24 protein-coding genes and 1 pseudogene are annotated in these 23,593 nt (G+C 71.9%); 11 read left to right on the forward strand and 14 right to left on the reverse strand.

Features of this window, described 5'->3' with window-relative positions:
* Nucleotides 1-43: 43 nt before the first annotated feature.
* The 5 genes from AB0O11_RS24325 to AB0O11_RS24345 form a co-directional block, all read right to left on the reverse strand.
* Nucleotides 44-1,429 carry an MFS transporter gene (locus AB0O11_RS24325; protein WP_363390699.1) on the reverse strand — a complete coding sequence of 462 codons (1,386 nt, stop codon included), beginning with the start codon at nt 1,427-1,429 and terminating at the stop codon, nt 44-46.
* Nucleotides 1,430-1,819: 390 nt separating this feature from the next.
* Nucleotides 1,820-2,476, reverse strand: a complete 657-nt coding sequence (locus tag AB0O11_RS24330; RefSeq protein WP_363390702.1) for a TetR family transcriptional regulator — start codon at nt 2,474-2,476, stop codon at nt 1,820-1,822.
* On the reverse strand, nt 2,473-3,435 hold the full coding sequence (locus tag AB0O11_RS24335; protein WP_363390705.1) for a quinone oxidoreductase: 963 nt from the start codon (nt 3,433-3,435) through the stop codon (nt 2,473-2,475). Before AB0O11_RS24335 ends, AB0O11_RS24330 begins: the two co-directional genes overlap by 4 nt.
* 140 nt (nt 3,436-3,575) lie before the next feature.
* Nucleotides 3,576-4,403 carry a MerR family transcriptional regulator gene (locus tag AB0O11_RS24340; protein WP_363390708.1) on the reverse strand — a complete coding sequence of 276 codons (828 nt, stop codon included), beginning with the start codon at nt 4,401-4,403 and terminating at the stop codon, nt 3,576-3,578.
* A 283-nt stretch (nt 4,404-4,686) separates the two neighbouring features.
* Nucleotides 4,687-6,183, reverse strand: coding sequence for a zinc ribbon domain-containing protein (locus tag AB0O11_RS24345; RefSeq protein ID WP_363390711.1), 1,497 nt, complete (start codon nt 6,181-6,183; stop codon nt 4,687-4,689).
* A gap of 138 nt (nt 6,184-6,321) precedes the next feature.
* Between AB0O11_RS24345 and AB0O11_RS24350 the strand changes: the two genes are divergently transcribed.
* Nucleotides 6,322-6,627 (forward strand): hypothetical protein, encoded by a 306-nt coding sequence (locus AB0O11_RS24350; protein WP_224285364.1) that lies wholly within the window; start codon nt 6,322-6,324, stop codon nt 6,625-6,627.
* Nucleotides 6,628-6,708: 81 nt separating this feature from the next.
* On the opposite strand, the gene AB0O11_RS24355 is transcribed toward AB0O11_RS24350, so the two are convergent.
* The 5 genes from AB0O11_RS24355 to AB0O11_RS24375 form a co-directional block, all read right to left on the reverse strand.
* Entirely contained in the window at nt 6,709-8,385 is a 1,677-nt protein-coding gene (locus AB0O11_RS24355) for a DUF4157 domain-containing protein (protein ID WP_363390714.1), read from the reverse strand.
* Nucleotides 8,386-8,705: 320 nt separating this feature from the next.
* Nucleotides 8,706-9,260, reverse strand: a complete 555-nt coding sequence (locus AB0O11_RS24360; RefSeq protein WP_363390717.1) for a hypothetical protein — start codon at nt 9,258-9,260, stop codon at nt 8,706-8,708.
* A gap of 14 nt (nt 9,261-9,274) precedes the next feature.
* Nucleotides 9,275-9,691 carry an ATP-binding protein gene (locus tag AB0O11_RS24365; protein ID WP_363390720.1) on the reverse strand — a complete coding sequence of 139 codons (417 nt, stop codon included), beginning with the start codon at nt 9,689-9,691 and terminating at the stop codon, nt 9,275-9,277.
* 158 nt (nt 9,692-9,849) lie between these two features.
* On the reverse strand, nt 9,850-10,338 hold the full coding sequence (locus AB0O11_RS24370; RefSeq protein WP_363390723.1) for an NUDIX hydrolase: 489 nt from the start codon (nt 10,336-10,338) through the stop codon (nt 9,850-9,852).
* 14 nt (nt 10,339-10,352) lie between these two features.
* Complete coding sequence (locus AB0O11_RS24375) at nt 10,353-10,559, reverse strand: hypothetical protein (RefSeq protein WP_363390726.1); 207 nt, start codon at nt 10,557-10,559, stop codon at nt 10,353-10,355.
* A gap of 178 nt (nt 10,560-10,737) precedes the next feature.
* Here AB0O11_RS24375 and AB0O11_RS24380 point away from each other — a divergent pair.
* The 7 genes and pseudogenes from AB0O11_RS24380 to AB0O11_RS24410 form a co-directional block, all read left to right on the forward strand.
* A pseudogene (locus AB0O11_RS24380) lies at nt 10,738-10,902 on the forward strand (helix-turn-helix transcriptional regulator); the annotation flags it as partial.
* A gap of 18 nt (nt 10,903-10,920) precedes the next feature.
* A complete protein-coding gene (locus AB0O11_RS24385) occupies nt 10,921-11,526 on the forward strand; it encodes a DUF5753 domain-containing protein (RefSeq protein WP_363390961.1) in 606 nt (201 codons plus the stop codon).
* Entirely contained in the window at nt 11,519-11,728 is a 210-nt protein-coding gene (locus AB0O11_RS24390) for a DUF397 domain-containing protein (RefSeq protein WP_363390729.1), read from the forward strand. The genes AB0O11_RS24385 and AB0O11_RS24390 overlap by 8 nt, the downstream gene beginning before the upstream one ends.
* Nucleotides 11,729-11,801: 73 nt before the next feature.
* Entirely contained in the window at nt 11,802-12,011 is a 210-nt protein-coding gene (locus tag AB0O11_RS24395; RefSeq protein WP_363390732.1) for a DUF397 domain-containing protein, read from the forward strand.
* A 248-nt stretch (nt 12,012-12,259) separates the two neighbouring features.
* Entirely contained in the window at nt 12,260-12,688 is a 429-nt protein-coding gene (locus AB0O11_RS24400) for a peptidase inhibitor family I36 protein (protein ID WP_363390735.1), read from the forward strand.
* A gap of 49 nt (nt 12,689-12,737) precedes the next feature.
* Nucleotides 12,738-13,175 carry a peptidase inhibitor family I36 protein gene (locus tag AB0O11_RS24405; RefSeq protein WP_363390738.1) on the forward strand — a complete coding sequence of 146 codons (438 nt, stop codon included), beginning with the start codon at nt 12,738-12,740 and terminating at the stop codon, nt 13,173-13,175.
* A 45-nt stretch (nt 13,176-13,220) separates the two neighbouring features.
* Nucleotides 13,221-13,655 carry a peptidase inhibitor family I36 protein gene (locus AB0O11_RS24410; RefSeq protein ID WP_363390741.1) on the forward strand — a complete coding sequence of 145 codons (435 nt, stop codon included), beginning with the start codon at nt 13,221-13,223 and terminating at the stop codon, nt 13,653-13,655.
* 248 nt (nt 13,656-13,903) lie between these two features.
* On the opposite strand, the gene AB0O11_RS24415 is transcribed toward AB0O11_RS24410, so the two are convergent.
* From AB0O11_RS24415 to AB0O11_RS24425, 3 genes are all read right to left on the reverse strand, one after another.
* Entirely contained in the window at nt 13,904-15,298 is a 1,395-nt protein-coding gene (locus AB0O11_RS24415) for a hypothetical protein (RefSeq protein WP_363390744.1), read from the reverse strand.
* A 558-nt stretch (nt 15,299-15,856) separates the two neighbouring features.
* Nucleotides 15,857-16,576 (reverse strand): hypothetical protein, encoded by a 720-nt coding sequence (locus AB0O11_RS24420; RefSeq protein ID WP_363390747.1) that lies wholly within the window; start codon nt 16,574-16,576, stop codon nt 15,857-15,859.
* A gap of 151 nt (nt 16,577-16,727) precedes the next feature.
* Nucleotides 16,728-18,119 carry a solute carrier family 23 protein gene (locus tag AB0O11_RS24425; protein ID WP_363390750.1) on the reverse strand — a complete coding sequence of 464 codons (1,392 nt, stop codon included), beginning with the start codon at nt 18,117-18,119 and terminating at the stop codon, nt 16,728-16,730.
* 368 nt (nt 18,120-18,487) lie between these two features.
* On the opposite strand from AB0O11_RS24425, the gene AB0O11_RS24430 reads away from it, so the two are divergent.
* The 3 genes from AB0O11_RS24430 to AB0O11_RS24440 all read left to right on the forward strand — a co-directional run bounded on the left by AB0O11_RS24430 (nt 18,488) and on the right by AB0O11_RS24440 (nt 22,230).
* Nucleotides 18,488-21,358, forward strand: a complete 2,871-nt coding sequence (locus AB0O11_RS24430; RefSeq protein WP_363390753.1) for an AfsR/SARP family transcriptional regulator — start codon at nt 18,488-18,490, stop codon at nt 21,356-21,358.
* A gap of 90 nt (nt 21,359-21,448) precedes the next feature.
* The gene (locus AB0O11_RS24435; protein WP_363390756.1) at nt 21,449-21,934 is read left to right on the forward strand and encodes a hypothetical protein; all 486 of its coding nucleotides are present in this window, start codon (nt 21,449-21,451) and stop codon (nt 21,932-21,934) included.
* On the forward strand, nt 21,931-22,230 hold the full coding sequence (locus tag AB0O11_RS24440; protein ID WP_363390758.1) for a hypothetical protein: 300 nt from the start codon (nt 21,931-21,933) through the stop codon (nt 22,228-22,230). The genes AB0O11_RS24435 and AB0O11_RS24440 overlap by 4 nt, the downstream gene beginning before the upstream one ends.
* Nucleotides 22,231-22,268: 38 nt before the next feature.
* Here AB0O11_RS24440 and AB0O11_RS24445 read toward each other — a convergent pair whose 3' ends face one another.
* Complete coding sequence (locus tag AB0O11_RS24445; RefSeq protein ID WP_363390761.1) at nt 22,269-23,297, reverse strand: YihY/virulence factor BrkB family protein; 1,029 nt, start codon at nt 23,295-23,297, stop codon at nt 22,269-22,271.
* Between the last annotated feature and the right edge of the window lie 296 nt (nt 23,298-23,593).

Genomic DNA, 23,593 nt, shown 5'->3' on the forward strand with positions numbered 1-23,593 from the left:
GACGGCGCCGTCGGTGGCGCAGAGGAGCGGCCTCAGCCGGCCGTCAGCGCGCCGTCTGCGGGACGCGCCGGGCCGGGACGGCGGTGCCGCGGGCAGGGCGCGGGGCGGCGGGGGAGGCGCCGAGCGCGGTGCCGCGGGTCTCCTCGGCCCACAGCACGCTCACCAGCAGGCCCAGCGCCGTGGCCCCGGCGGCGATCAGCATGGTGGTGCCGGTGCCGAGCCCGGTCAGCGACAGCGGCAGCAGGTAGGTGCCCACGGCCGCGCCGATCCGGCTGACCGAGGTGGCCACGCCCACGGCGGTGGCCCGGATCTCGGTGGGGAACAGCTCGTTGGGGTAGGTCCAGTCGAGCACGTTGGGCCCGCCGCACAGGAAGGCGTACGCGCACAGCGCGAGCAGGGCGACGGCGGCGGGGGCGGTGGGCCACACGCCGAGCAGGGCGAGCGGGACGGTCATCAGGGCGAAGGACCAGATGATGACGGGGCGCCGGCCGCGGGTGTCGATCAGGCGCAGTGCCGGGTAGCAGCCGAGCAGGAAGACGAGGCTGATCAGCCCGGTGCCCAGGGTCTCCATCATGTTGCCGCCGGGCATGCCGAAGGAGGAGAGGATCTGCGGGCCGAAGGTGAGCATCGCGAACAGCGGGCCGACCTGGAAGAGGAAGAACAGGCCGCAGAACAGGGTGCGGCGCCGGTAGGGCTGGGTCATCAGCAGGCGCAGTCCGCCGGGGCGGCCGCGCTCGGCCGGGTCGGGCATCAGCTCCCGGCCGTCGACCCGGACCCCGAGGTGCTTCTCGACCACACGCACCGCTTCGCCGACCCGCCCGTTGGCGGCCAGCCAGCGCGGGGACTCCGGGGAACCGCGGCGGATCACCAGGAACACCACGCACAGCACCGTGGAACTCGCCAGCATCCAGCGCCAGCTGCCCGGCCCGGCCAGCTCCAGGAACAGGTAGCCCACCACGTAGGCCAGCACGGAGCCGGCGTACCAGGCGATGATCTGCTTCCCGAGCAGCCGGCCGCGGTGCTTGGTGGGCAGCCACTCGGCGAGCAGCGAGGTGGCGATGGGGTAGTCGGCGGCCACGGCCATGCCGAGCACGAAGCGCAGCACGGCGATCGCCCACACCGCGTCGACCCAGAAGGAGAGCACCGAGCAGGCGACCATCACGAGCAGGTCGGCGGTGTACATCACCTCCCGGCCGATCTTGTCGGTCAGCACGCCGAAGAGCGCGCCGCCGACGAACATTCCGACCAGCGCGGCGGCGCCGATCAGGCTGACTTCCGCGGTGGACAGCCCGAGGTCCGGGCGCATCCCGATCAGGGCGACGCCGACGATGCTCAGGATGTAGCCGTCGAGCAGCGGTCCGCCCGAACAGGCGAGGGCCAGCCTGCGGTGGAATGCGGTATACGGGGCGTTGTCGATGGTCTGGGACATGTGCTTGGGGTCCTCCGGAGCGTACGGCGCGCACTGCGCACCGTGCGCCGGGTAGACGGCAGGGAAAGACACCGCCCACGTCGGACGGCGCCGCCGCCCGGTCACAACGGGCGACCGTCCACAGTTGCCCCGGCCCCGACGGGCCGCCACCAGGGCGAAGGTCGAGCGGATTCACGACCAAGGTCCCGAAACGGACAGGCCCTTCGCCCGTGCCCCGACGGCGCCCGCCCAGTCCTGCCGGGGCCCGCGCCGTCGGCCGCCGTGACCGCGTGCCGTTCGTGACCCTTCTCACCCAAAGCCCTCAACAGCCCCTGGAATGTGGCCCATTCCACACCGGGGCCGTGCCCGTCCGTACGGACCCGACCCCGCTGCGTCACCTGCGGCGGGCCCTCAGCCGGTTTCCCGTGAGCCCGGTGTCAGCCCCAGCCGCGCGAGGCCCGAGTCCAGCGCCGCCTCCAGGTGGCCGGTGGAGCCGGTGGTCATGAGGATCAGCACCCCGCCCTGGACCCCGGCCAGCAGCGCCGCGGCCTCCCGCTCGGCGTTCAGGCCGGCGGCGACTGTCCCGCTGCCCTGTAGGTGACGGATACCCGCGGCGAGCCGGTGCTGCCACTGCCCCAGCAGTTCGGCGGCCACCGTCCGGCCCGCGCCGGTGGCCGCGCCCAGCTGGGACAGGGCCACGTGCAGGGGGCAGCTGACGCCCTGCGCGCGGTAGCGGGCGAGGACCTTGTCGCGCCACTGCCACCAGGCCTCCCGGGAGGTGAGGGAACCGAGCTCGGGTTGCTGGGCGTCGAGCACCCGGGCCGCCTCGAAGCGGGCCACCGCCAGCAGCAGCTCGTCCTTCCCGCCGGGGAAGTAGTGGAACAGCTGGCTCTTGCTGGTGGCGGTGCGGGTCGTCACGTCCTCCAGGCGCAGCGCGAACACCCCCTCCGCGCGGATCTCCTGGGCGGCGCCCTCGACGATGCGCTGCCTGGTCGCGGCGCCCTTGCGGGTCGGCGGAACATGTCCTCCGGCTGCGGCCCGTCCGGCCTGCGTCCCGAGCCCGGTCACGGGACGAGGACCAGCTTGCCGGTGGTGCGCCGGGACTCCAGGTCCGCGTGCGCCCGGGCCGCCTCGGCGAGCGGGTAGCGGCCGGTGATCCGCGGGGTGAGCCGCCCGTCCAGGACGAGGTCGAACAGCCCGCCGGTGCGCCGCACCAGCGCCTCGCGGGTGGGGACGTGGTGGTGCACCACCGGGTACGTCAGCAGGATGCTGTTCGGCAGGTCGGTGGGACGCAGTACGGGCACGCCCATGAAGGGGCCGTAATAGGCGTGCACCCCGTGCGGGCGCAGGGCCAGCTGGGAGGAGCGGAAGGTGTCGGCGCCGCCGCCGTCGTAGACGACGTCGGCCCCGCGCCCGCCGGTCAGCTCCTTGATCCGGTCCTCGAAGCCGCCGCCGGAGTGGACCAGCACGTGGTCGGCGCCGGCCTCCTTCGCGACGGTGGCCTTCTCCTTGCGGGAGACCAGGCCGATCACGTTCCCGCCGCGTGCCTTGACCAGCTGGGTGAGCAACCGGCCGACCCCGCCCGCCGCCGCGTGCACCACCGCGGTGTCGCCCGGGGCGACGGGGTAGGTCTCGGTGCTCAGGTGGCTGGCGGTCAGACCCTGCATCAGCAGGCCGCCCGCGACCTCGTCCGGCACCCCGTCGGGCACCTTGACCAGCGAGGCCGCCGGGATGGCGAGCAACTCGGCGTAGCTGCCCGGGTGGTAGAACCAGGCCACCCGGTCGCCGACGGCCGGCCCGTCCGCCTCCGCGCCGAGGGCGGCGACGTACCCCATGCCCTCGGCGCCCAGGACCACCGGCGCCGCCCAGCCCGGGCCGCCCTCGGCCCGGGCACCGACGTCCACGTAGTTGACCCCGGCTGCGCCCAGGCGCACCAGCGCCTCGCCGGGGCCGGGGACCGGGTCCGGCAGCTCGGTCCAGCGCATGACCCCGGGGCCGCCGTGCTCCTCGATCCGGATCGCGTGCATGGGCTGACACCTTCCTGTGCGGGCTCGTCCGGGAGTGAACCCAGGAGTGAACCCGGGAGCGAATTCGGGAGGGAACGAGCAGCACCGTAGGCAGCCGAAAATGGACCCACAAGTCCAGAAATCCCTGTGGCGACGGGCAGTTACCGCGGGCCCGCGGCCAGCGGCACGGCGACGTCCGCGACGTGCTCCTCAGGCCCGCCGGACGCCCAGTTCGGGTAGTACACCTCCCGGTTCGGCCCGCCCCGCCCGTACCCGCGGGCGGTGACCCAGGCGCCCACCGCGTCGTGGACGGCGGCCATCGCGGCGGTGCGCTGCCGGGTCAGGGCGGTGTACGCCTCGCGGTGCGCGGGCTCGATGCGCACCCCGAACGGCCCGTGCGGCCCGACGGCGTTCGGGGTGGGGGCGCAGACCTCGACCAGGGCGTCGCAGTCCTCGCCCACCAGGCCGTGGTAGACCGCGAACAGCGGCCCGGACAGGCACGCGCCCACCTCCCGCAGCCGGCCGAGCAGCAGCGTACTGGCCTCGGCGAGGAAGCCGGGCAGCGCGGCGGCGTCCACGTGCCGCCGGACGAACAGGACGTGCTGCTCGGGCACGTCGCGCTCGGCGATCTCGAACATGGTGGTGCTCCTTCCCATCAAAACCTCTCGGGCGTAGCCCACCGCCTCCCGGCGGGCCGCGTGCTCGGCCTCCCGCTCTCGCCAGTACGCCAGCAGCTCCCGCTCGCCCGCGCCCTCGCCGCCGTCCGCGTCCAGCACCGCCGCGATCCGCGCCAGCGGCAGCCCGGCGGCGCGCAGCAGCGCGATGCGCCGGGCCCGCTCGACCTGCGCCGGGCCGTAGCGCCGTACCCCGGTGCGCGGGTCGACCAGGGCGGGCGGCAGCAGCCCCCGCTCGCCGTAGAGCCGCAGGGCCTTGAGGCTGAGCCTGGTCCGGGCTGCGAGTTCGCCGATGGTGATCACGTTCTCCTGCACGCCCGCCACTGTGCCCCCTGCCCCTGGGGGAGGGGCAAACCCTGAACCGACATGCAGCGGTACGTCGGCTTTCCCGCCGGATCCGCCCGCCTGCTCGCGGCGCCGAGAAGCTGTGGCGAACCATCGCGAACGAAAGCGAACCGCGGGCCCGGACCGCCAAGTGCGCGGCCCGGGCCCGCCGTTCACGAGCGCGGTGCCGACGCGCGGGGGCGCGGGCCGGTGATGGATCGAGCCGAACGTGGTTCATGTGACTCCTCCCCCGTGTGAGCGCGGGGGCTTCTCGCTAACCCTTCCGGGCGTTGCAACGGGCCAGCCCGGCCCGGAGAACGTTGACGGCTCCCACCGTGTCGGCGTGCGCCTGATGGCCGCAGCCGGTGCAGTGGAAGGTGTCCTGGGTGGGCCGGTTCTCCGCCGCAACGTGCCCGCATGCGGGGCACGTCCGGGAGGTGTTGCGGGGGTCCACGGCGGTCACTTCCCGTCCGGCGCTTTCAGCCTTGGCGTGCAGGATCGTAAGGAACACCCCCCATCCGGCATCCGATATCGAGCGGTTCAACCCGGCCTTGGCCGCGGCCCCGTTGGGGAGAAAGGCACCCGGCCGATCGGGGTCGGGCTTCGGCGCGGGGGCCCAGCCGAGCAGCAGTTCGGCCACCAGATCGAGCCGGGGCGGCTCCAGGAGCGCGGCGTACTGGCCGACCAGCGCGCCGATGCCGTGGTAGTCGACGCGACCGTGGGGCGCCACCGTGCGGGAAGCGGCGTCGGCACCGGGCAGGGCGGCGCGGGCGGCGGACGGGCCGAGGGCCGCGACGGTCTCGGCGTGGTGACGGGCCGCCAGGCGGGTGAGGACGGCAGCGGGGCGGTCCGCCTGCGCCGCCGGGCCCGCCTGCGCCTGTGGGCCCTCCACCGTGTCCGGGGTGAGCTGCTGGGCGAAGGCACGCAGCAGGTCGTGGTACCGGTAGCGGTCCGGTGGCGCCGTCTCCAGCATCGAGCAGTCGACCAGTGACTCGACCAGTTCCTCGGCCTCCTGCTCGGGCAGCCCGAGCACCGCCGCCACCGCGCCCGGCGACAGGTCGGGCACCCCCGGCACCGCCAACAGGCGGAAGGCCCGGGCCTGTTCGGGCGTCAGCTGGTCGTAGCCGAAGCGGAACGCCGACTCGACGTCCAGGTCCCCGGCGCGCAGCACGTCCAGCCGGCGGCGATCGCCGGACAGCTTGTCGAGCAGCAGGTCCATGCTCCAGCCGGGCCGGCAGGCGAGGCGGGCGGCCAGGATGCGCACGGCCAGCGGGAGATGGCCGCAGAGCCGGACGAGTTCCGCGGCCGTGTCCGCCTCGGCCCGCAGCCGCTGCCCGCCGATCACCTGGCCGAGCAGGCCGAGGGCCTCCTGCGGGGCGAAGGCGGTCAGTTCGACGACATGCGCGTTGGGCAGCGAACCGAGCCTGGACCGGCTGGTGACGAGCACGGCGCAGCCGGACCGGCCGGGCAGCAGCGGCCTGATCTGCTCGGCGTCGCGGGCGTTGTCGAGGACCACCAGCACGCGCCGGCCGGAGAGCAACGAGCGGAACTGGGCGGAGCGTTCGGCGAGTCCGGAGGCCAGCCCGTCCTCCGGCACGCCGAGGGAGCGGAGGAAGGCGCCCACCGCCTCCTCGGGCCGGGTCGGGCGGCCGTCGGCCCCGTGCAGGTCGAGGTAGAGCTGGCCGTCGGGGAAGTCGGCGGCCAGCTCGTGCGCGACATGGACGGCCAGGGCCGTCTTGCCCACGCCGCCCAGCCCCGACACGGTTGCCACGGGCATGGTGTGGGGGGCGAGCAAGACGGTAAGCGGAAGGACAGGTTTCGGCCAGTTGTGTCGCCGGTGGATACATTCGATCACATCTTCGGCATGCTGACCGCACACGTTGTTCGAGACGCGACAAGGGAGAAGGCCATGCGTCGAATTGCGGCTCTGGGTACGGGTGCGGCGCTGCTGGTGGCCGCGGGTGTGATGGCGGCGCCGGGGGCGTCGGCGACCTCGTACTGCAGCACCACCCAGGGGACGAACTGGGGGTCGGTGAGCTGCCAGACCACCGCCACGAAGAACCACTGGCAGCTGGTGCTGGTCTGCAACAACGACAACGTCAAGGGCATCCAGACGACGGTCATGGGCGCCTGGCACATGGGCAACGGGAGCGACACCCTCTACTGTCCGACCGGCTACAGCGCGGCCTACACCAAGGTCAACAACGACAACTGACCTTCCGCACAAGGGTGCCGGCCGTCGCCGCAGCGGTGACGGCCGGCACCCTTGTGCGGGTGGGGCCCCGGGCCGGTCGCTCTACGCCATCGTGTAGCTGAAGTTCGCCTTGAAGGCGTTCATGGAGCCGACCGCGATGCTCTCGCAGGCCTCGTAGAACTGCTTCTCGTCATTGGGGTCGAAGCCGTTCGCGGACACGAGCTGGGCCAGTGACCTGAACTCCTGGAGAATGCGGGCGTTGAGCTCCGCGTCGGGCTCCTTGCTGTCGCGGTGGTACTGCGAGTCCGCCGATCCGCCGCCGGTCTTGGCGAACAGGGTGAACTGGTTCATCTCGTCGTGGAGCGTCGCCGTGTCGCTGGCGGCGACCCTGTTGAAGGCCGCTATGGCCGTGGTCGGGTTGGCGGCGGCCCGGCGGAACTCGGCGCCCTGGATGATGGCCACGATCTTGGCGCAGTACTTCTGCGCGTCCTTGGGCAGGTCCTCGAACGGTTTGCTGCCGCTTTCGGCCAGTGCCTTGATGAACCGGTTCGCCAGCTGCTGGTCCGTGAGCCCCGACTTGCTCTTGGCCAGGTCGAACAGCTGGGAGTAGTCGCCCTCCTGCACGCCGCCGAGGACGAAGTTCCCGGTGGCGCCGATGGTGTAGGAGGCGCCGTCCTCCACGTCGTTGTACGTGAACGGGTTCACCATCGCCTGCCGGTTGCGGAACGCCTCCAGGTCGAGGCTGATACCGCGCAGGGACAGACGCCGGCGCACTTCCTTGTGCCGCTTCATCTGCTCCTCGTCGGAGATCGTCAACTCGTGCTGGAAGCCTCCGGTGGCGATGGCGGTGGGGGTCACGGGAGCGAGGTTCCTGCCGCTCGCCGCCCGTACCCGCGCGTGGGCCTCGTCGATGAGTTTCTCGTACGAGGCGAACCGTACGGATTCCTCCGCCTCGGCCATCCTCCCGATCTCGGCCAGGATCGCCTGCTTCTCCGCCTCCGGCAGCCGCTGGTGACGCGGGGCCTTCCACTGGACCTTGTCGGTCTCCTCCGGCTTGCTGATGGTCGCCTTGGCGACGTTGACGACCCGCTGCACCGCCGGGGCCGCCCCGGCCGGGGTACGGTCCGTCGGGCCCGGGGCGTCCGGGGCGGCGACGGCCCGCTGCACCGGCGCCGCCATCACCCGGCGCGCGGTCGCCTCCGCCTCGCGTTCGAAGCGGTCGGACGGGTCACTGACGCGCAGGCCGTTCCCGTGGTCCGTGCCCAGGACCGGACCCTGCCGCTGCTGGATCACATGCGTCAACTCATGGGCCAGGGTGTGCCTGTCCGCTCCTCCGGCGCCGATGACGACATGACTGCCCGAGGTGTAGGCGCGGGCGCCCACCTCCTGCGCCGAGCGCTGCGCGGCCGTGCCGGTGTGCACCCGCACATCGGAGAAGTCCGCCTGGAGCCGGTGTTCCATCTCCTCGCGGAGCGCAGCGGCGAGCGGCCGGCCCGGTGACCCGAGGACCTGGTGCACGGCGGAGCGCTGCACGGGCGCCCCGCCGTCCGACTCCTGGTGCCCGCAGTCCGGGCCGTGCCGGTGGCGGGCCTCTTCGAGCATCCGGGCCACGGCGGCGTTGCCGACGGTGCGCTGGAGGGCGGCCACCTCCTGCGGGGACGGAAGGCCCGCCCCCTGCCGCACCGGTACGGCTGCGGTGCGGGCCGTACGCGCGGTGTCGGCGGCCGGGCGGCCGGGGCGGGCGCCGTCCGGCGTTCTGGCGGCTTCCCGTGCGTGCATGAGAGACCCTTTCGCGGCGGAGGACGGCCTGGCCTCCTGTATACGTGTCACGGGTCGCCCCCGGCCAGGTACGCAGGGGCAGAGCCGCTGCCCCCGCGGGCAGACCCGGCCGAGGAGGAAGGTCAGGGGCGGGCCCGTCACTTCGCCGACCGCTTGGTGGGCCCGGAGTTCTCCCACGAAGTCAAACCACAGCAGTGTGCTGGGCGGTGGTCATCCGGGTGCTGCGCGCAGGCCTGCGGTGGTGGAGGCGTTCGGCTGGTCAGGCCGGGGCGAGCGTGCTGCGCAGGAAGTCGGTGGGGTCGACTTCCTGTGCGCGAGGTTCAGGTGTGGGTGGCTGCTTGGGTGCGGCAGTGGGTGAGGGCGTAGGTGATGCGGGTGTCGGGGTTGGGGGTGGTGGTGAGGAGTTCGCCGGCGGTGGTGAGGGCGGTCCAGTAGCGGGCGGGGTCGCCGGTGAGGGGGAGGGGGTGGGTGGCGGCGAGGGAGAGGTAGGCGGCGGTGAGGTTGCCGGTGGTGAACCAGCGGGTGAGGCCGTGGTGGTGGCCGGGGCGGATGCCGCCGAGGGCGTCGACGGCGGTGAGGAAGTGGTCGACGATGGCGAGTTCGGTGTCGGTGAGGGACTTGGGGATGTCGAAGACGCCGAGGGCTTCGAGGAGTTCGCCGGTGTCGGTTTCGGAGCCCGGGCGGGGGTTGGCGAGCAGGGCGTCGTAGCAGTCGTCGAGGCGGCGGGTGGTCTCGGCGAGGGGGATGGTCAGGGCGAGGCACACCGCGCGGGCGGAGGGCAGGGGCTTGCGGGTGCGGCGGGCGAGGAGGGCGTACGTGGCGGCGGGGGTGCGGCCGCGGGAGAGGGCGTGGCGGGCGAGGGTGGCGAGGTGCATGGGTGGGGTGGCTTTCAGGCGGTGGAGGAGGAGATGAGGGCCCAGACGAACTTGCCGGCGCCGTCGGGCCGGGAGGTGCAGCCCCAGCGTTCGGCCAGCTCGTTGACGAGGAACAGGCCGCGCCCGTGCTCGTCGTCGGGGGCCGGGGCGTGGAGGGCGGGATGGCCGGTGCCGGTGTCGTGGACTTCCAGTCGGAGGTGGTCGCCGGCGAGGGCGAAGCGGATCTCGATGTGGCGGTCGGCGGGGGCGTCGCAGTGCTGGACGGCGTTGGCGAACAGCTCGCCGAGGAGCAACTCGGCGGTGTCGCAGTAGGCCTCGCCTGCGGACAGGCCGGAGAGGTAGGCGCGGAGCAAGTAGCGCGCCAGGGGCGTTGACTCGGTGCGGGAGTCGAGGCGCGCGACGAACGTGCCGGGCCGGTGGGTTTTGAGCATGGCGAAGTACCTCAAGGGAGGATTGCGTGTGAAGGGGGTGCGCCGTGCTGCTGGGCTTGCCTGACGCAGCGGCCCCGGCGATCAGGTGCGCACGGCTCCTGCCGAAGCGAAGGCCCGGACCGCGCCCGTGGCGGTCCGGCCTCGGGGTGTCTCCTTGATCAGCCGACCGGGACCGGGACGCCCCGGACGAGAAGGGGGAGGCCGTCGCCGTGCTCCCAGGCGTCCCAGGCGTCCTCGACGCGGCGGTACTGGTCGCCGGCCATGACGTCGCGGAGCTGGTGACGGGGGACCCAGTGGAGAGCGCGGATCTCCTCCGGGGGCTGGTGGTGGCGGGCGGTGTCGGCCTGTTGGTGCGTGAGCACCCCGCCCGCGTAGACGAAGTCGAGGCCCTCGGGGAACTCGGCCGCGGGCACGTAGTCGACGGAGAGGATGGTGCGGAGGGGCAGGACGAGGCCGGTCTCCGTTTCGAGGTGCCGGCGGGCCGCGAGGTGGGGAAGCTCGTCCTGTTCGGCGCTGCCGCCGGGGAGGGTCAGGCCGTCCCGGTAGACGGGATCGACCAGGAGGACGGAGAGTTCGCCCGATCCACCGGGGTCCTCGCGCAGGGCGAAGACCTGCTGGCCCGAACGGCGGGCGGGGGGCTTGCTCATGATGCGGGTCCTGCTCAACTCTGCTCCAGGTGCGAGGAATTGATGACGGGCGGCAAAGGACACCCGTCGACGGTTCGGCGGTAGGGCGGCCGAAGCGCCGCCTTCCCGAACGCGACCTCCACGAAGACGCTCTCGCGCGGCTCGCCGTCCTCCAGATTGCTGAAGTCGAGGACGACTTCGCGGAGTTGGAAGAGGGGCTCGGGATTCCGCGGGTCGGGCATGGGGTCTCCGCAGGTTGCGCTGTGCGCCCGGTGGATCACCGGGTGTAGCCATAGTGGCGCGATTGCCTCTACGATCGGAACCCGATCTGAATCTTGAAGTCAGTGCTCGGCAAGTAGGTGAAGATCATTGAACCTCAAAGAACTTGATCCAACATCAGGCCCATGGGCGCCCTTTGGGGTGCAACTGCGCAGGTCGCGCAGGGCTGCTGGCCTCACGCAAGCCCAGCTGGCGAGGCGCTTGAGGGTTGATCCCTCCTACGTCTCCTATGCCGAACTTGCCCCGCCTGGCCGGACTCCGCCAAGTGAGAAGTTCGCACGTGATGCCGATCGAGTGCTTGAGACGGGCGGAACCCTGCTGCTGATGTGGCTCCAGGCCAAGCACTCGGCATTGCTGGAGGGCTTCCCGGAGTACGCAGCCCATGAGACGCGAGCCAGTGAGATCCGGATCTTCGAACTCGGCGTCATCCCTGGCTTGCTTCAAACGAAGTCCTACGCGGCGGCTCTTGCAAGGGCGGATGTTCGTCGAAGGGACATCACCCCCAAGCAGGCAGAAGAGAGGATGACCTTTCTGCTTGCGCGACAGGAGGCACTGGCGCGACGAGACCCGCCGCTCATCCATGCCGTACTGGACGAGAGCTGCCTCCGGCGGATCATCGGTGGTCCGGAGGTCATGTGGGAACAGCTTGAGCAACTTGAACAGCTCTGCGAACAGGGGCGTGTAGTACTTCAGGTGGCGCCCTTCAGCATGGGAGAACACAGGCCATTCGCCCTGCCCATGCGGCTGCTGACACTCCCCGATGGCTCCCTGTTTGGCTACTCTGAGTCTGAGGGGCGCGGGCACGTCGAACGAGATGACGACAGGCTCCGCGACTGGCGTAGGAGATACGATCGCCTCCAGGTAGGGGCGCTGGCCGAGTCAGCGACTCTCGAATTGATACTCCACGCTCGGAAGGACTCTCATGGCTGATTTCGACTTGACTACCGCTTCGTGGGTGAAGTCGACGTACAGCCAGCAAGGTGGCGACTGCCTTGAGGTTGCGCGGGGCTCTCGTACATTGATGCCCGTCCGTGACTCCAAGGACCCCCAGGGCCCGGCTCTGGTGTTCCCGGCCGAGGCTTGGAAGTCGTTCGTTGCTGCTGTCCGCAGCGGCGAGTTCGGCGAGGTCTGAAGTCGGCCTGACGCCCGGCTGGGGGTTCCCCAGCCGGGCGTTTTGCCTCCATGGGGGAGGGCAGGCAAGGGCCATGAGCGCTCTGAAGCCCGACCTGGCCGGCGCCGCGTGGCGCAAGAGCACGTACAGCAACAATGGCGGTGACTGCATCGAGGTGGACGACGCGCACCCGGGCAGGGTCCGCGACTCCAAGGATCCCGACGGGCCGTCCCTCCTCTTCCCCTCCGAGGCCTGGAAGTCCTTCGTCATCGCCGTCCGTAGCGGCGAGTTCGGCGACGTCTGAACTGACGCCGGACACGACGCCGACGCCGCCGGGAAGCCGATTGCGCCGCCGGCGTCGGTTCCACATGCAGTCAGATGGCTGATGTCTCCCCTGTGCCCTCGCCGCCGCCACGGGGTTCCACATGCAGTCAGATGGCTGATGTCTCCCCTGTGCCCTCGCCGCCACAGTGGTGGTGCTCCGCAAGCGAAACGTCGGAGCGCCCACCTGGCAGTTGGAGAGCAGAGGAGATCATGATGAACCTGCGGCGAATGGCGACGAGGCTCGCGCTGGGTGCTGCCACAGTGGCCGGGGTGCTCGCCGCCACGACGACGAGTGCGAGCGCCGACATCCTCACCACGATCCAGACCGGCCCCGGCAAGTGCCCCGCCAACTGGGTCTGCCTGTGGAGCGAGAACAACTTCATCGTGGGGAACCCGAAGGGCGGGGTCGACTACGGGGCCGTGGGCGCGAACGAGAACATCCCGGACCTGGCGCAGTTCAAGTTCGAGAGCAAGCTCTGGCGCTGGAAGGGCATGGCGGACGAGGCCTCCTCGGTCGTGAACAACACCGGGAGCAGCATCTGCTTCTACGAGAACACCAACTACGGCGGCCTGGAGTTCAGGATCGGCCCCCGGGAGCAGTGGGCCTCGGTCCCGTCGTGGATCAACGACAAGATCAGCTCCTTCAAGTTCTGCTGACCTGGCCCCCTCCCTTCCCCTTCCCTTCCTTTGACCTGAACGGATCGTCATGAAGTTTTCCAGGAACCTGGCCAAGCTCGGCCTGTGCGCCGCCGCCGCTGCCGGTTTGATCGTGACCGGGGCGACCTCCGCGAGCGCCACCAACGTCTACAACATCGGCCACGGGGCCGGGTCGTGCCCCAGCGGCTACGTCTGCCTGTGGTCGGAGTCCAACTTCATCGAGGGCGGCTTCGTCAACGACAGCAAGTTCGGCTCCTTCGCGTCGAACCAGAACACCGGCGACATGGGCAAGCTCCAGCACACCTCCGGTGGGGACAAGGGCATGCAGGACGTCACCTCGTCGGTGCTGAACAACACCGGGAGCAGCATCTGCTTCTACGAGCACAACAACTACGGCGGCGCGGAGTTCAGGATCGGCCCCTGGGAGCACTGGCCCTACGTCCCGTCGTGGATCAACGACAAGATCAGCTCCTTCAAGTACTGCTGACCTGACCCCCCTCCCTTCCCCTTTCCCCGACCTGAACGGATCGTCATGAAGATTTCCCAGAAGATGACCAGGCTCGGCCTGTGCGCGGCCGCCGCCGTCGGGCTGGTCGTGACCGTGGCGGGCTCCGCCAGCGCCAACACGGTCCTCGGCATCGGGCAGGGCGCCGGAGCGTGCCCCACCAACTACGTCTGCCTGTGGTCCGAGAGCGGTTTCGTCGCCAACACCGGCCAGACCGGCAAGTTCGGGTCGATCGCCTCGGACCAGAACATCAGCGACATGGGCAAGCTGGAGCGGAAGAATGGCCTGTGGACGGGGATGCAGGACATCACCTCGTCCGTGGTGAACAACACGGGGAGCAGCATCTGCTTCTACGAGCACAACGACTACGGCGGCGCCGAGTTCAGGATCGGCCCCCGGGAGCAGTGGCCCTCCGTCCCGTCGTGGATCAACGACAAGATCAGCTCCTTCAAGTACTGCTGACCCGTCGCAGGCCCCGACCGACTTCCGCACGCGCCTGAAGCGCAGGCCCGGACCGCATCCACGTGGTCCGGGCCTGGGGGCTTTCACGAGTCGACGGTCACGAGCCGTCGGTGGCCGCCTCCGGCGTCGTCGCCATGACCGGGCTGGTGAAGGTGTTCGTCCCGTCCCCCGTGGAGGGGTGGTACGAGCCCCACTTCAGGCAGACGGGGGATCCGGGGCGGACGGCTGTGTGCCGTCCGCCGAGGGTTTCACCCGTGACGGTGGTGGTCGCAGCAGTCGGAGAGCCGGAAGGAGGCGATACGGGTGTTCCAGTTTCCGGTGCCGTCGGCCGGCTGGTACTGGTTGGTGTACCAGAACGTACAGTCGTCCACCGGGTCGATCGCCATGGAGGTGTAGTCACCCCAGCGGTTGCTCCCGGTCTGGGAGCCTGTGCCGGTCCACACGGTGGTCTCCCGGAACGTCATCACGTTGCGCGGGTCACGCGCCAGGCGTCCGGTGACACTGATCGAGGGGTGGTCCTGGGAGGACGACGTCGAGTATCCCAGGGCGATGTCGCCCTCCTTGTCCTGGGCCGCGGAGCCCATCCACCGGTACGTGGACCCCGGAGCGTAGGTGCTCTGCTGATGGACGACCGGCCGGTCGTGGTCCAGCCGCAGTTCGTACCAGCGCACCCCCACGCTGCCGCCGGGCGCGTCGACCGCGTGGTTGACGACCAGGGACTGGTGGTCGCCGAAGTTGCGGTAGGCGAGCCGGTACATGGCGGAGTAGGAGAGCGAGTCCAGTTTCTGGGTGGTACCGGCCTGGGGGACGCAACGGGTGGGATCGGTGCTCTGGCAGGCCGGGGTGTAGGGGGCCACCGGCAGCTCTCCCGGGCCCGTGACGGCGGTGCGGGTCTGGTCGGCCCAGTCGACGTGGAACCGCCAGTACTGCAGGCTGTCGTCGGCGGGGTTGAGGGCGACCAGCAGGTTGGGCTCGCCCTGCGGGGGAGGGGTCGGGCCGTCGAGGTCGGAGCTGAGCGGGAAGGAGGGCACCGGGACGTCGTAGCACTGCTGGTCGGCGTCGGCTCCCTGCAGCATCCTGTGCCGGTCCCAGGCGCACGCCTCGAAGACCGTCCCGGCGCCGGTGAGGGTCGCGTAGTAGGCGTCCGGCCACACCGCGACCTTCGGGTGATCGATGAAGTGCCGGTACCCGAACTCGTACCGGTAGTACTCGCCGGTGGCGTCCTCGGTGGTGGAGACGGCCACGCACAGCCGGTTCGTGGTGCCAGCCTGGTCGAGGGCGAACTGGTTGATGATCCAGCGGTGGGCCAGGGAGTCCCAGCGGACCACGGGATCCCCGATGTCGACGTTCTGGGCGGTCTCGCACGGCCCGCCGAACCCGCGGAACAGGGTCTGGGTCGTCAGCGGCCCCAGCTCCGTGGCACCGGTCTTGGAGTACACCGCGAGGTCGTAGTTGGTGATCTCCACGATCTGGCGGGAGCCCACCGAGGCGTTGGGGTCGGGCGGGACGCCCCCGGCTTCCCGGATGCCGTCGAAACTGACGTCCAACCGGATCGGGCCCCGGTTGCCGTCGCGGTCCTGCACCACCTGATCCGGATGGGCGGCCTCGGTGAGGGACGGGTCCTGCACCTTTCCGGTGGGCATGACGCCGGGCGTGGACCGGCGCTCTCCGTGTCCCTGCCACAGGTCACGCAACGGCGGTGAGGTGTCATGGTGCAGCGCGGGTCCGGAGTCAGGGGACCGAGAAGCCTGCGTGTGGTCGGCCGGCCTGAGTGCGGCCCTGGCGGCGGGCGTGGCGGACCACGCCGGGGCGGCCACCAGCGCGGCTCCCACCGAGGCGACGGCGACGATCGAACGCAAGGCACGGGATACGTGCATCAATCCTCCGAGCGGGTCGGTGAGTCAACCCGCTCGGCCGTCCGGTGACGGCGTCGTCCGAGGCAACCCCCACCCGTGTGCGGCGGCTGTCGCGACCTCCCCGCGCCCCGGGCACGCCGGGCACGTTTCCAGGCCGCAGTATGAGGGCGGGCGACTCATCTGAGGGTGTGGCAGAGCCCAGTTATCCACCTCCTCCGCCCGAACGCCGGGGTGATCGGTGCCGTGTCGGCTGCGGCTCAGCCGTATGGCGCTGCCTGCATGACGGTCCGACGCCGCAGGCCCGGACCGTTCGTGGTCCGGGCCTGCGGTTCCGTCGTCGCTCCCTTACGAGCCGGCGGTGGCCGCCTCCAGGGTCGTGGCCATCACCGGGCTGGTGAAGGTGTTCGTCGCGTCGCCCGTGGACTCGTGGTAGGAGCCCCACTTGAGGTAGTTCCGGTCGCCGTCCCAGGTGGTGCCCTTGAACGTCCCCGAGCCCGTGGTGAACGTCTGCTTCACGCCGTCGAACCAGAAGTCGATCGTCCCGTCCGTCCGCCCCAGGCGGATCTTCAGCGCGTAGGAGTGCCAGGTGTTGTTGGCGGTCTGCGCGGTCCACAGGGAGTGGGAGACGTGTGCGGTGTCCCACTCCTGGAGGCGCACACGCCCGTTCACGATGTCGATCTCGATCGGGTGGTTGGCCGTGTCGGTGCTCGGCGAGCACTTCAGCTGGAACACGTACCGGCTGTTGGTGTCCTTGACGTCCACCTTGGACGACCAGCCCAGGTAGAACGTGTCGCCCTCCTTCAGGTCCGGGCTGAGCGTCTCGCAGCGCTCCTCCCCGGCGGCCTGGAAGGCCCGCCACACACTGCCCTTGACGGAGTCCTTCACCACCCCGAAGTTGCCGGCCGCGCACTGGACCGCTGCGAACGAGGACGCGCCCTTGCTGGTGCTCGGGGTCCACAGGACCTTGCCCGCGTCGGCGGCAGAGGCCTGGCCGCAGGTGATCGCGAGGGTGGCGAGGGCGACGGCCGCAGCAGCGGCCTTGCGGCGGTGGGTCAGAAGGGACATGCCTCTCCCGGGGGATGAGTGGCCGATACGAGCGAGCAGTGATTCGACCACCGACCGGCCCGCGCGGCCAGACGGAACGGCCGGCGGAAGATCCTTTTCGGACTTCCGCCGGCCGTCCTCCCGAGTCTGAACCCGAACCCGGTCCCGTCCGTTACCGGCGCGGCTCCTCGGAGCCCTCGTCGTACGAGGAGGTGCCCTCGTCCAGCAGCGGCTCCTGCGTCTTGAGGTGCGCCGGGGCCAGCGCCCGCAGCGCGTGGTAGCCGGTGATGACGACCAGCGTGCCGAGCGCGATGCCGCTGAGGCTGAAGGTGTCGGTGAACTTCAGCGTCACGTTGCCGATGCCGATGATGATGCCCGCCGCGGCCGGCACCAGGTTCAGCGGGTTGCGCAGGTCCACCTGGGACTTGGTCCAGATCTGCGCACCGAGCAGGCCGATCATGCCGTACAGGATCACCGTGATGCCGCCGAGCACCCCGCCCGGGATCGCGGCCACGATCGCGCCGAACTTCGGGCACAGGCCGAACAGCAGCGCGAAGCCGGCCGCGGCCCAGTAGGCGGCCGTCGAGTAGACCCGGGTGGCGGCCATGACGCCGATGTTCTCCGAGTACGTGGTGTTCGGCGGGCCGCCGACCGCGGTGGAGAGCATGGAGCCGACGCCGTCCGCCGAGATCGCGGTGCCCAGCTTGTCGTCCAGGTTGGTGCCGGTCATCTCGCCGACCGCCTTGACGTGCCCGGCGTTCTCCGCGACCAGCGCGATCACCACGGGCAGTGCGACCAGGATCGCCGACCACTGGAAGGACGGGCCGTGGAAGGTCGGCAGGCCGATCCAGTCCGCCTTGCCGACGCCCGACAGGTCCAGGCGCCAGTGGTCGGTCAGGTGCCCGCCCGCGTCCACCGAGTGGATCTTCCCGAAGACCTGGTCGAACAGCCAGGAGATCCCGTAGCCGAAGAGCAGCCCCAGGAAGATCGCCACCCGCGACCAGAAGCCGCGCAGGCACACCACGGCCAGACCGGTGAACAGCATCACCAGCAGTGCCGTCCACTGGTCCTGCGGCCAGTACACCGAGGCGGTCACCGGGGCGAGGTTGAAGCCGATCAGCATGACCACCGCGCCGGTGACGATCGGCGGCATCGTGGCGTGGATGATGCGCGCCCCGAACCGCTGGACCGCCACACCCACCAGGAACAGCACCACGCCCACCACGAACACCGCGCCGGTCACCGTCGCGCTGGTGCCGCCCTGCGCCCGGATCACCGCGGCCACGCCCACGAAGGACAGCGAGCAGCCCAGGTAGCTGGGCACCCGGCCCTTGGTGGCCAGCAGGAAGATCACGGTCGCCACGCCGGACATCATGATCGCGAGGTTCGGGTCGAGCCCCATCAGCACGGGCGCCACGAAGCTCGCCCCGAACATCGCCACCACGTGCTGGGCGCCGAGCCCTACCGTGCGGGGCCAGGAGAGCCGTTCGTCGGGACGGACCACCGCCCCCGGTGCGGGCGTGCGCCCGTCACCGTGCAGCTTCCAGCGCACGCCGAGATCCATGGTGAGGTTTCGCTTTCTCTGTACTTCCGGGGAACTGTCCGCACCATTGTGGTGGCCACCGGGTGTCCCGGCGATCACACGGCCGCGCGTGAGCTGCGGATACGTGTGGGCAGGGGTCTGGCAGGGCCTGATGCTGTCGGGATCTTACGGCCACCGCCCCCGCGCCGCGGCGGCCGCACCGGGACCTCACCAGCCGCCCACGTCCACGGCCCCTGCGGCACGAGAGCGTCGGCGAGGCAAGCAACCTTTCGTTGCCCGCCGGGGTCCCCACACCGACGGCGACATCGGCCCCGCCGCCCCGGGCGACGCTCCGCGATCGACGGATCGCCTGCTGTCATATACTTGTCATATACATCTAAGGGGGGTGCGTGGAGTTCCGACTGCTGGGCTCGGTGGCCGTGGTGGCCGCGGACGGCCGGGAGCTTCCGGCCGGATCGGCCAAACGCCGCAGCCTGCTGGCCATGCTGCTGCTGAACCCCGGAGCACCGGTCACCGTCGAGCGGCTCACCGAGACCCTCTGGGACGAGGAGCCACCCCGGCACTCACGCACCGTCATCCACAACCACGTCTCCGGGCTGCGCGCCCTGCTCACCGCCCACGACGCCCCCGCCGCCGGCATCGAACTCGTCACCGACAACGGCGCCTACCTGCTGCGGGTACCCGACCTGGCGGTGGACACCGTCCGGTTCGAACACCTGGTGGCCCGCGCCCGCTCCCTGGACGACGCCGGCGAGGCCGCCGCCGCCCTGCGCGAGGCACTCACCCTGTGGCGCGGCCCCGCCCTCGCCGGCACCATCGCCGGCCTGCCACTGCAGTGCGCCGCCCGGACCCTGGAAGAACAGCGGCTGGCCGCCGCCGGGGAACTGGCCCGCGCCCACGGCCGGCTCGGCGACCACGGCACGGCCGCGAACCTGCTGCACGCCGAGGCCACCGCCAACCCGCTGCGGGAACCGCTGGTCGCCGAACTCATGCACACCCTCGGCCGGGCGGGGCGCCGCTCGGAGGCCCTGGACTGGTTCCACCGCACCCGCCGGGCCCTCGCCGAGGAACTCGGCATCGGCCCCGGGCCGGAACTCACCGAGGCCTACGACCGCCTGCTGCGCGCCGACGCCCCGCCGAGCCGGTCCGACCGGGTGCCGCCCGCGCGGCGTCCCGGTGACCAGGAGCCGCCTGACCGCGTCCCGCCCGCGCGGGTCCCCACCGCCGGCAGTCTGGCCCCCGTCCCCGACCAGCGGCCCGCCCCCGCCCCCGCGCGGCCCGCATCCGCACCGCCCGTCCCCGTACGGCCCGCACCCGCCGCCGGCCCCGGGCAGCAGCACACCCCCTGGCCCTTCCCCCGACGTCCGCGCGGCTTCGCCGGCCGGGAGGACGAACTGGCCGCGCTCGACCGGGCCACCGCCACCCCCGGCGCCGTCGCCGTGCTCACCGGCGGCGCCGGCATCGGCAAGACCACCCTCGCTCTGTACTGGGCCCACCACCGCCACCAGGACTTCCCCGACGGCCGGCTCTTCGTCGACCTGTGCGGCCACAGCCCGCTGCCCGAACGCTCCACCGCCGCCGTCCTGCGCGAACTGCTGCTCGCCCTCGGCCTGCCCGCCGAGCAGATGCCCGCCACCGCCGAGGCGATGGCCGCCCGCTACCGCGAACTGACGGCCGCCCGCCGGATGCTGATCGTCCTGGACAACGCCCGCCGCTCCGAGCAGGTCCGCCCGCTGCTGCCCGACGGCGACGACTGCGTCACCCTGGTCACCAGCCGCGACCGGCTCGGCGGCCTGGTCGCCTCCGACGCCGCCCGCCCCGTCCCGCTCGCCGAACTCTCCTCCCCGCAGTCCGTCAGCCTGCTCGCCGCCACCCTCGGCCCCGACCTGGTCGCCGCCGAACCCGAGGCCGCCGCCCGCCTGGCCCGACTGTGCGACGGCCTGCCGCTGGCCCTGCGGCTGGCCGCCGCCCGCCTCGCCACCGGCCCCGCCCGCGCGCTGGCCGCCCTCGCCGACGAACTCGCCGACGAACAGGACCGCCTGGACCTCCTCGACGTCGAGGACACCAGCGTCGCCGCCGCCCTCGCCCTGACCGTCCAGCACCTGAGCGAACCCGCCCACCGGATGTTCCGCCGCCTCGGCGCCCACACCGGCGCCACCCTCGACAGCCGTACCGCCGCCGCCCTGGCCGGCTGCCGCCCCGACGAGGCCGCCGACGCGCTGGCCCGACTGGCCACCGCCCACCTGATCGTCCAGATCGGCCGGGACGCCTACACCCTGCACGACCTGGTCCGCCTCTACGCCCGCAGCCTGCCCGGCGACACCGACACCCAGGTGCTGCCCCGCCTGCTCGACCACCTGCTCAACACCCTCCTCGCCGCCTGCGCTGCCGCCGAACCGGGCAGCGAACCGTGCTGCACCCTGCCGCCCGGCACCCGCCGACCCGCCGAGGTCCGCCCCTTCCCCGACCGGGCGAGCGCGCTCGCCTGGTACGCCGCCGAACGCGACACCCTGCGCGGCGCGGTCGAGGCGGCGGTCGCCTCCGGACTGCACGACCGCGCCTGGCGCCTGGTGCTGCTCCAGTGGCCGCTGATCGTCTGGCAGGTCCGCGACGGCTGGGCGCCGCTGCTCGAACACGGCCTGGCCGCCGCCGAGGCCGACCGCGACCCCGGCGCCCAGTCCCGCGCCCGGGCCCTGTTGGGCTGGGTCCTGCTGGAGGAGAGCCGCCCCGAACAGGCCCTCGTCCACCTGGAACGCGCCCCCGACCTCGCCGCCCGGGCCGGCGACGGCACCGCCCAGGCCGTCGCCCTGGTCAACCTCGCCGTCGCCCTCGCCCGCCACGGCGACCACGCCGGCCGCGCCCGGGCCCGCGGCCTGCTGGTACGGGCCCTGTCCCTGGCCGAACGGGCCGGCCGCGCCGACCTGGTGGCCCTCGCCCGCCAGCACCTGGCCCACGCGTGCCTGGCCGCCGGCGCCCCCGAGGAGGCCGCCCACCACGCCGCCCACGGCCTGGCCGTCGCCGAACCCCCCTTCCCGGTCACCCGCCGGGTGGTCCTCCAGACCCTCTACGGCCGCGCGCTGGCCGCCACCGGCCACCCGGAGGAGGCCGCGCTCCACCTCGGCGCCGCCCTGCGCACCGCCCGTGACCACCAGTACGGGGAGGGCGAGTCGCAGGCCTGCGCGGCCCTGCGCGCCCTGTCGGCCGGCAGCGCCGCCGTGGTGGGTGCCGTCGCGGCGGTCACCGCCGGCGCGCAGCACTGACGGGCCGCCTCGGTGGGAAGGATGAACACCACGGGGGCGGCCCGGGCAGCGGGCGGAACCGGCACACCATCGGCCCGAGGGGGCTTTGCGATGACCACACCGCCGGAGCCGAACCGTCAGTACGAGCTGCTGGAGCTGTACAAGCTCGCCGTGGAGATGGCCGACCGGATCTCGGCCCGCCGGGGCAGCGCCAACACCTTCTTCCTGTCCGTGCAGACCGCGCTCGTCACCCTGATCGGCTTCGGCATACCCAAGCTCTCCGAATCCCCGTGGTGGGTGCCGACGGCCGTCGCACTGGCCGGCATCACCCTCTCCGGGGCCTGGTGGATGCAGCTGCGCAGCTACCGGGACCTCAACGGCGCCAAGTTCCAGGTCATCAACAGGTTGGAGGACAAACTGCCCGCGCGGATCTACACCGAGGAGTGGGACGTCCTCAGGAACAGCGCGGCGCCCGGCCGCCGGCACCGGCACTACACCGAACTCGGCACCACGGAACGGCTCGTGCCGATGATATTCGCGGTGGCCCATCTGATCCTGCTGACCGGCACACTGGCCACCGGCACACTGGCCGTATGAGCCACCTCGATCCCATCGCGGACCTGATCCGCGCCTGCCTGCCCTCCGAGGCCAGACCTCCCGCGGGCTCCGACGACCTCTTCCGCATCTACGCCGTGCTGCTCCAGGCCAAGGGCGAACAGGTCACCGACGAGGACGTCCACAACGCCTGGACGGCCTGGACCCAGACGACCGACGACACCCACAAGGCCCTGGTGCCCTTCCACGCCCTCGACGCCCGCACCCGCGCCCTCGACGCCCCGTACACCCTCGCCATCCGCACCGCCGCCCGCAGGCTCCACCACCCCACGGCCTGAGGGCGGCGGTCGCCCCGCCCGGCGCGTGCCCGGGGCCGTCACCGGCCGCCGCGGTCCTCCCCGCCGTCCCCGCCGTCCCCGTCCGGGCCCTCGGGCTCCCCGGGCGGGAACGGCCCGTCGTGGAACGAGACGTCGACCCGCTGCTCGGGCCGGCGCTCCTCCTGCCGGGCGACCAAGGACAGCACCGCCTGGTCGGCGTCCGTCAGCGGTGGCTGCAACAGACTGCGCGGCCACAGCCGCCGGGCGAGCACGACGTCGACCTCGGCCGCGTACACGGTGACCTGCGCGGCCAGGTAGAGCCAGAACAGCAGCCCGATCACCGTCGCGAAGAACCCGTAGACCTGGCCCGCGTGGCGCAGCTCGTGGGCGACCAGCAACGAGCCGGTCGCCTGGAGGACGGTGAACAGCGGCCCGGCGAGCGCGCAGCCCGGCCACAGTGCCCGCAGCGGGACCTCACGCGGGGTGAGCACCCGGAAGCAGGCCAGGCACAAGGCGGTGTTCACCAGCGCCGAGACGACCAGACCCCCGATCCGGGCGGCCGGCCCGGCCAGCGTGCCGCCGACCAGCGAGGCGGCGGCGGTGCCCAGCACCAGCCCGCTGCCCAGCACCGCGAACAGCAGCACGCTGCGCGCCAGCCGCGGCCAGTAGCCGGGCCGCTTCACCCCCGGCACGTTCCAGACCTCGGCCATGGTGTGCTGCAGGACCTGCGCGATGCCCAGCGCCCCGTACAGCAGCCCGAGTGCGCCGATCAGCAGGGCCAGGCCGCTGCCCTGAAGGGAGTGGACGTTCTGGCGCAGCTGGTCGCCGATGATCGGGAAGTCGGCGAGCGCGGAGTCCAGCACCGCGCGCTGCGCCCCGGGGTGGCCGTGCAGGGCGAAGCCGAGGACGGTGCTGAGCAGGAGCAGCAGCGGGATCAGGGCGACGAAGCCGTAGTAGGTGATCAGGGCGGACAGCAGCCCGCCCCGGTCGTCCCCGTACTTGCGCACGACGCCGACCACCAGGCCGGGGGCACGGTGGCGCTGCTGGAAGCCGTCCACGGCGCGCAGGCCCCGCTCGATCGGATTCACACCGCGCGTCTGCCCACGGTGCGCGGTGCGACACCCGGCTGCGGCGTACGGGTGGCGGTGGAGTGCGCCGGCCGCTCGGACGGGCCCCGCCCGGCCGGGCTCCCGGCGGCCGGTCCAGTGTGGTCGACCGATCAACCGCTTGATCAACTGACGTCAAGTTGTCTGTACAGCTCGGAGTCCCCAGCCGGTCATCGGCCCGTCATCGGACACCACGGCTGCGTCCACCTCGGTCTCGTACACATAACGGGCCCGGTCCGAACCGCGCGGCCGGCCCCCGTACCGAAGACCCGCGGTCC

The sequence above is a fragment of the Kitasatospora sp. NPDC093102 genome (assembly GCF_040683915.1).
Lineage (GTDB): Bacteria > Actinomycetota > Actinomycetes > Streptomycetales > Streptomycetaceae > Kitasatospora.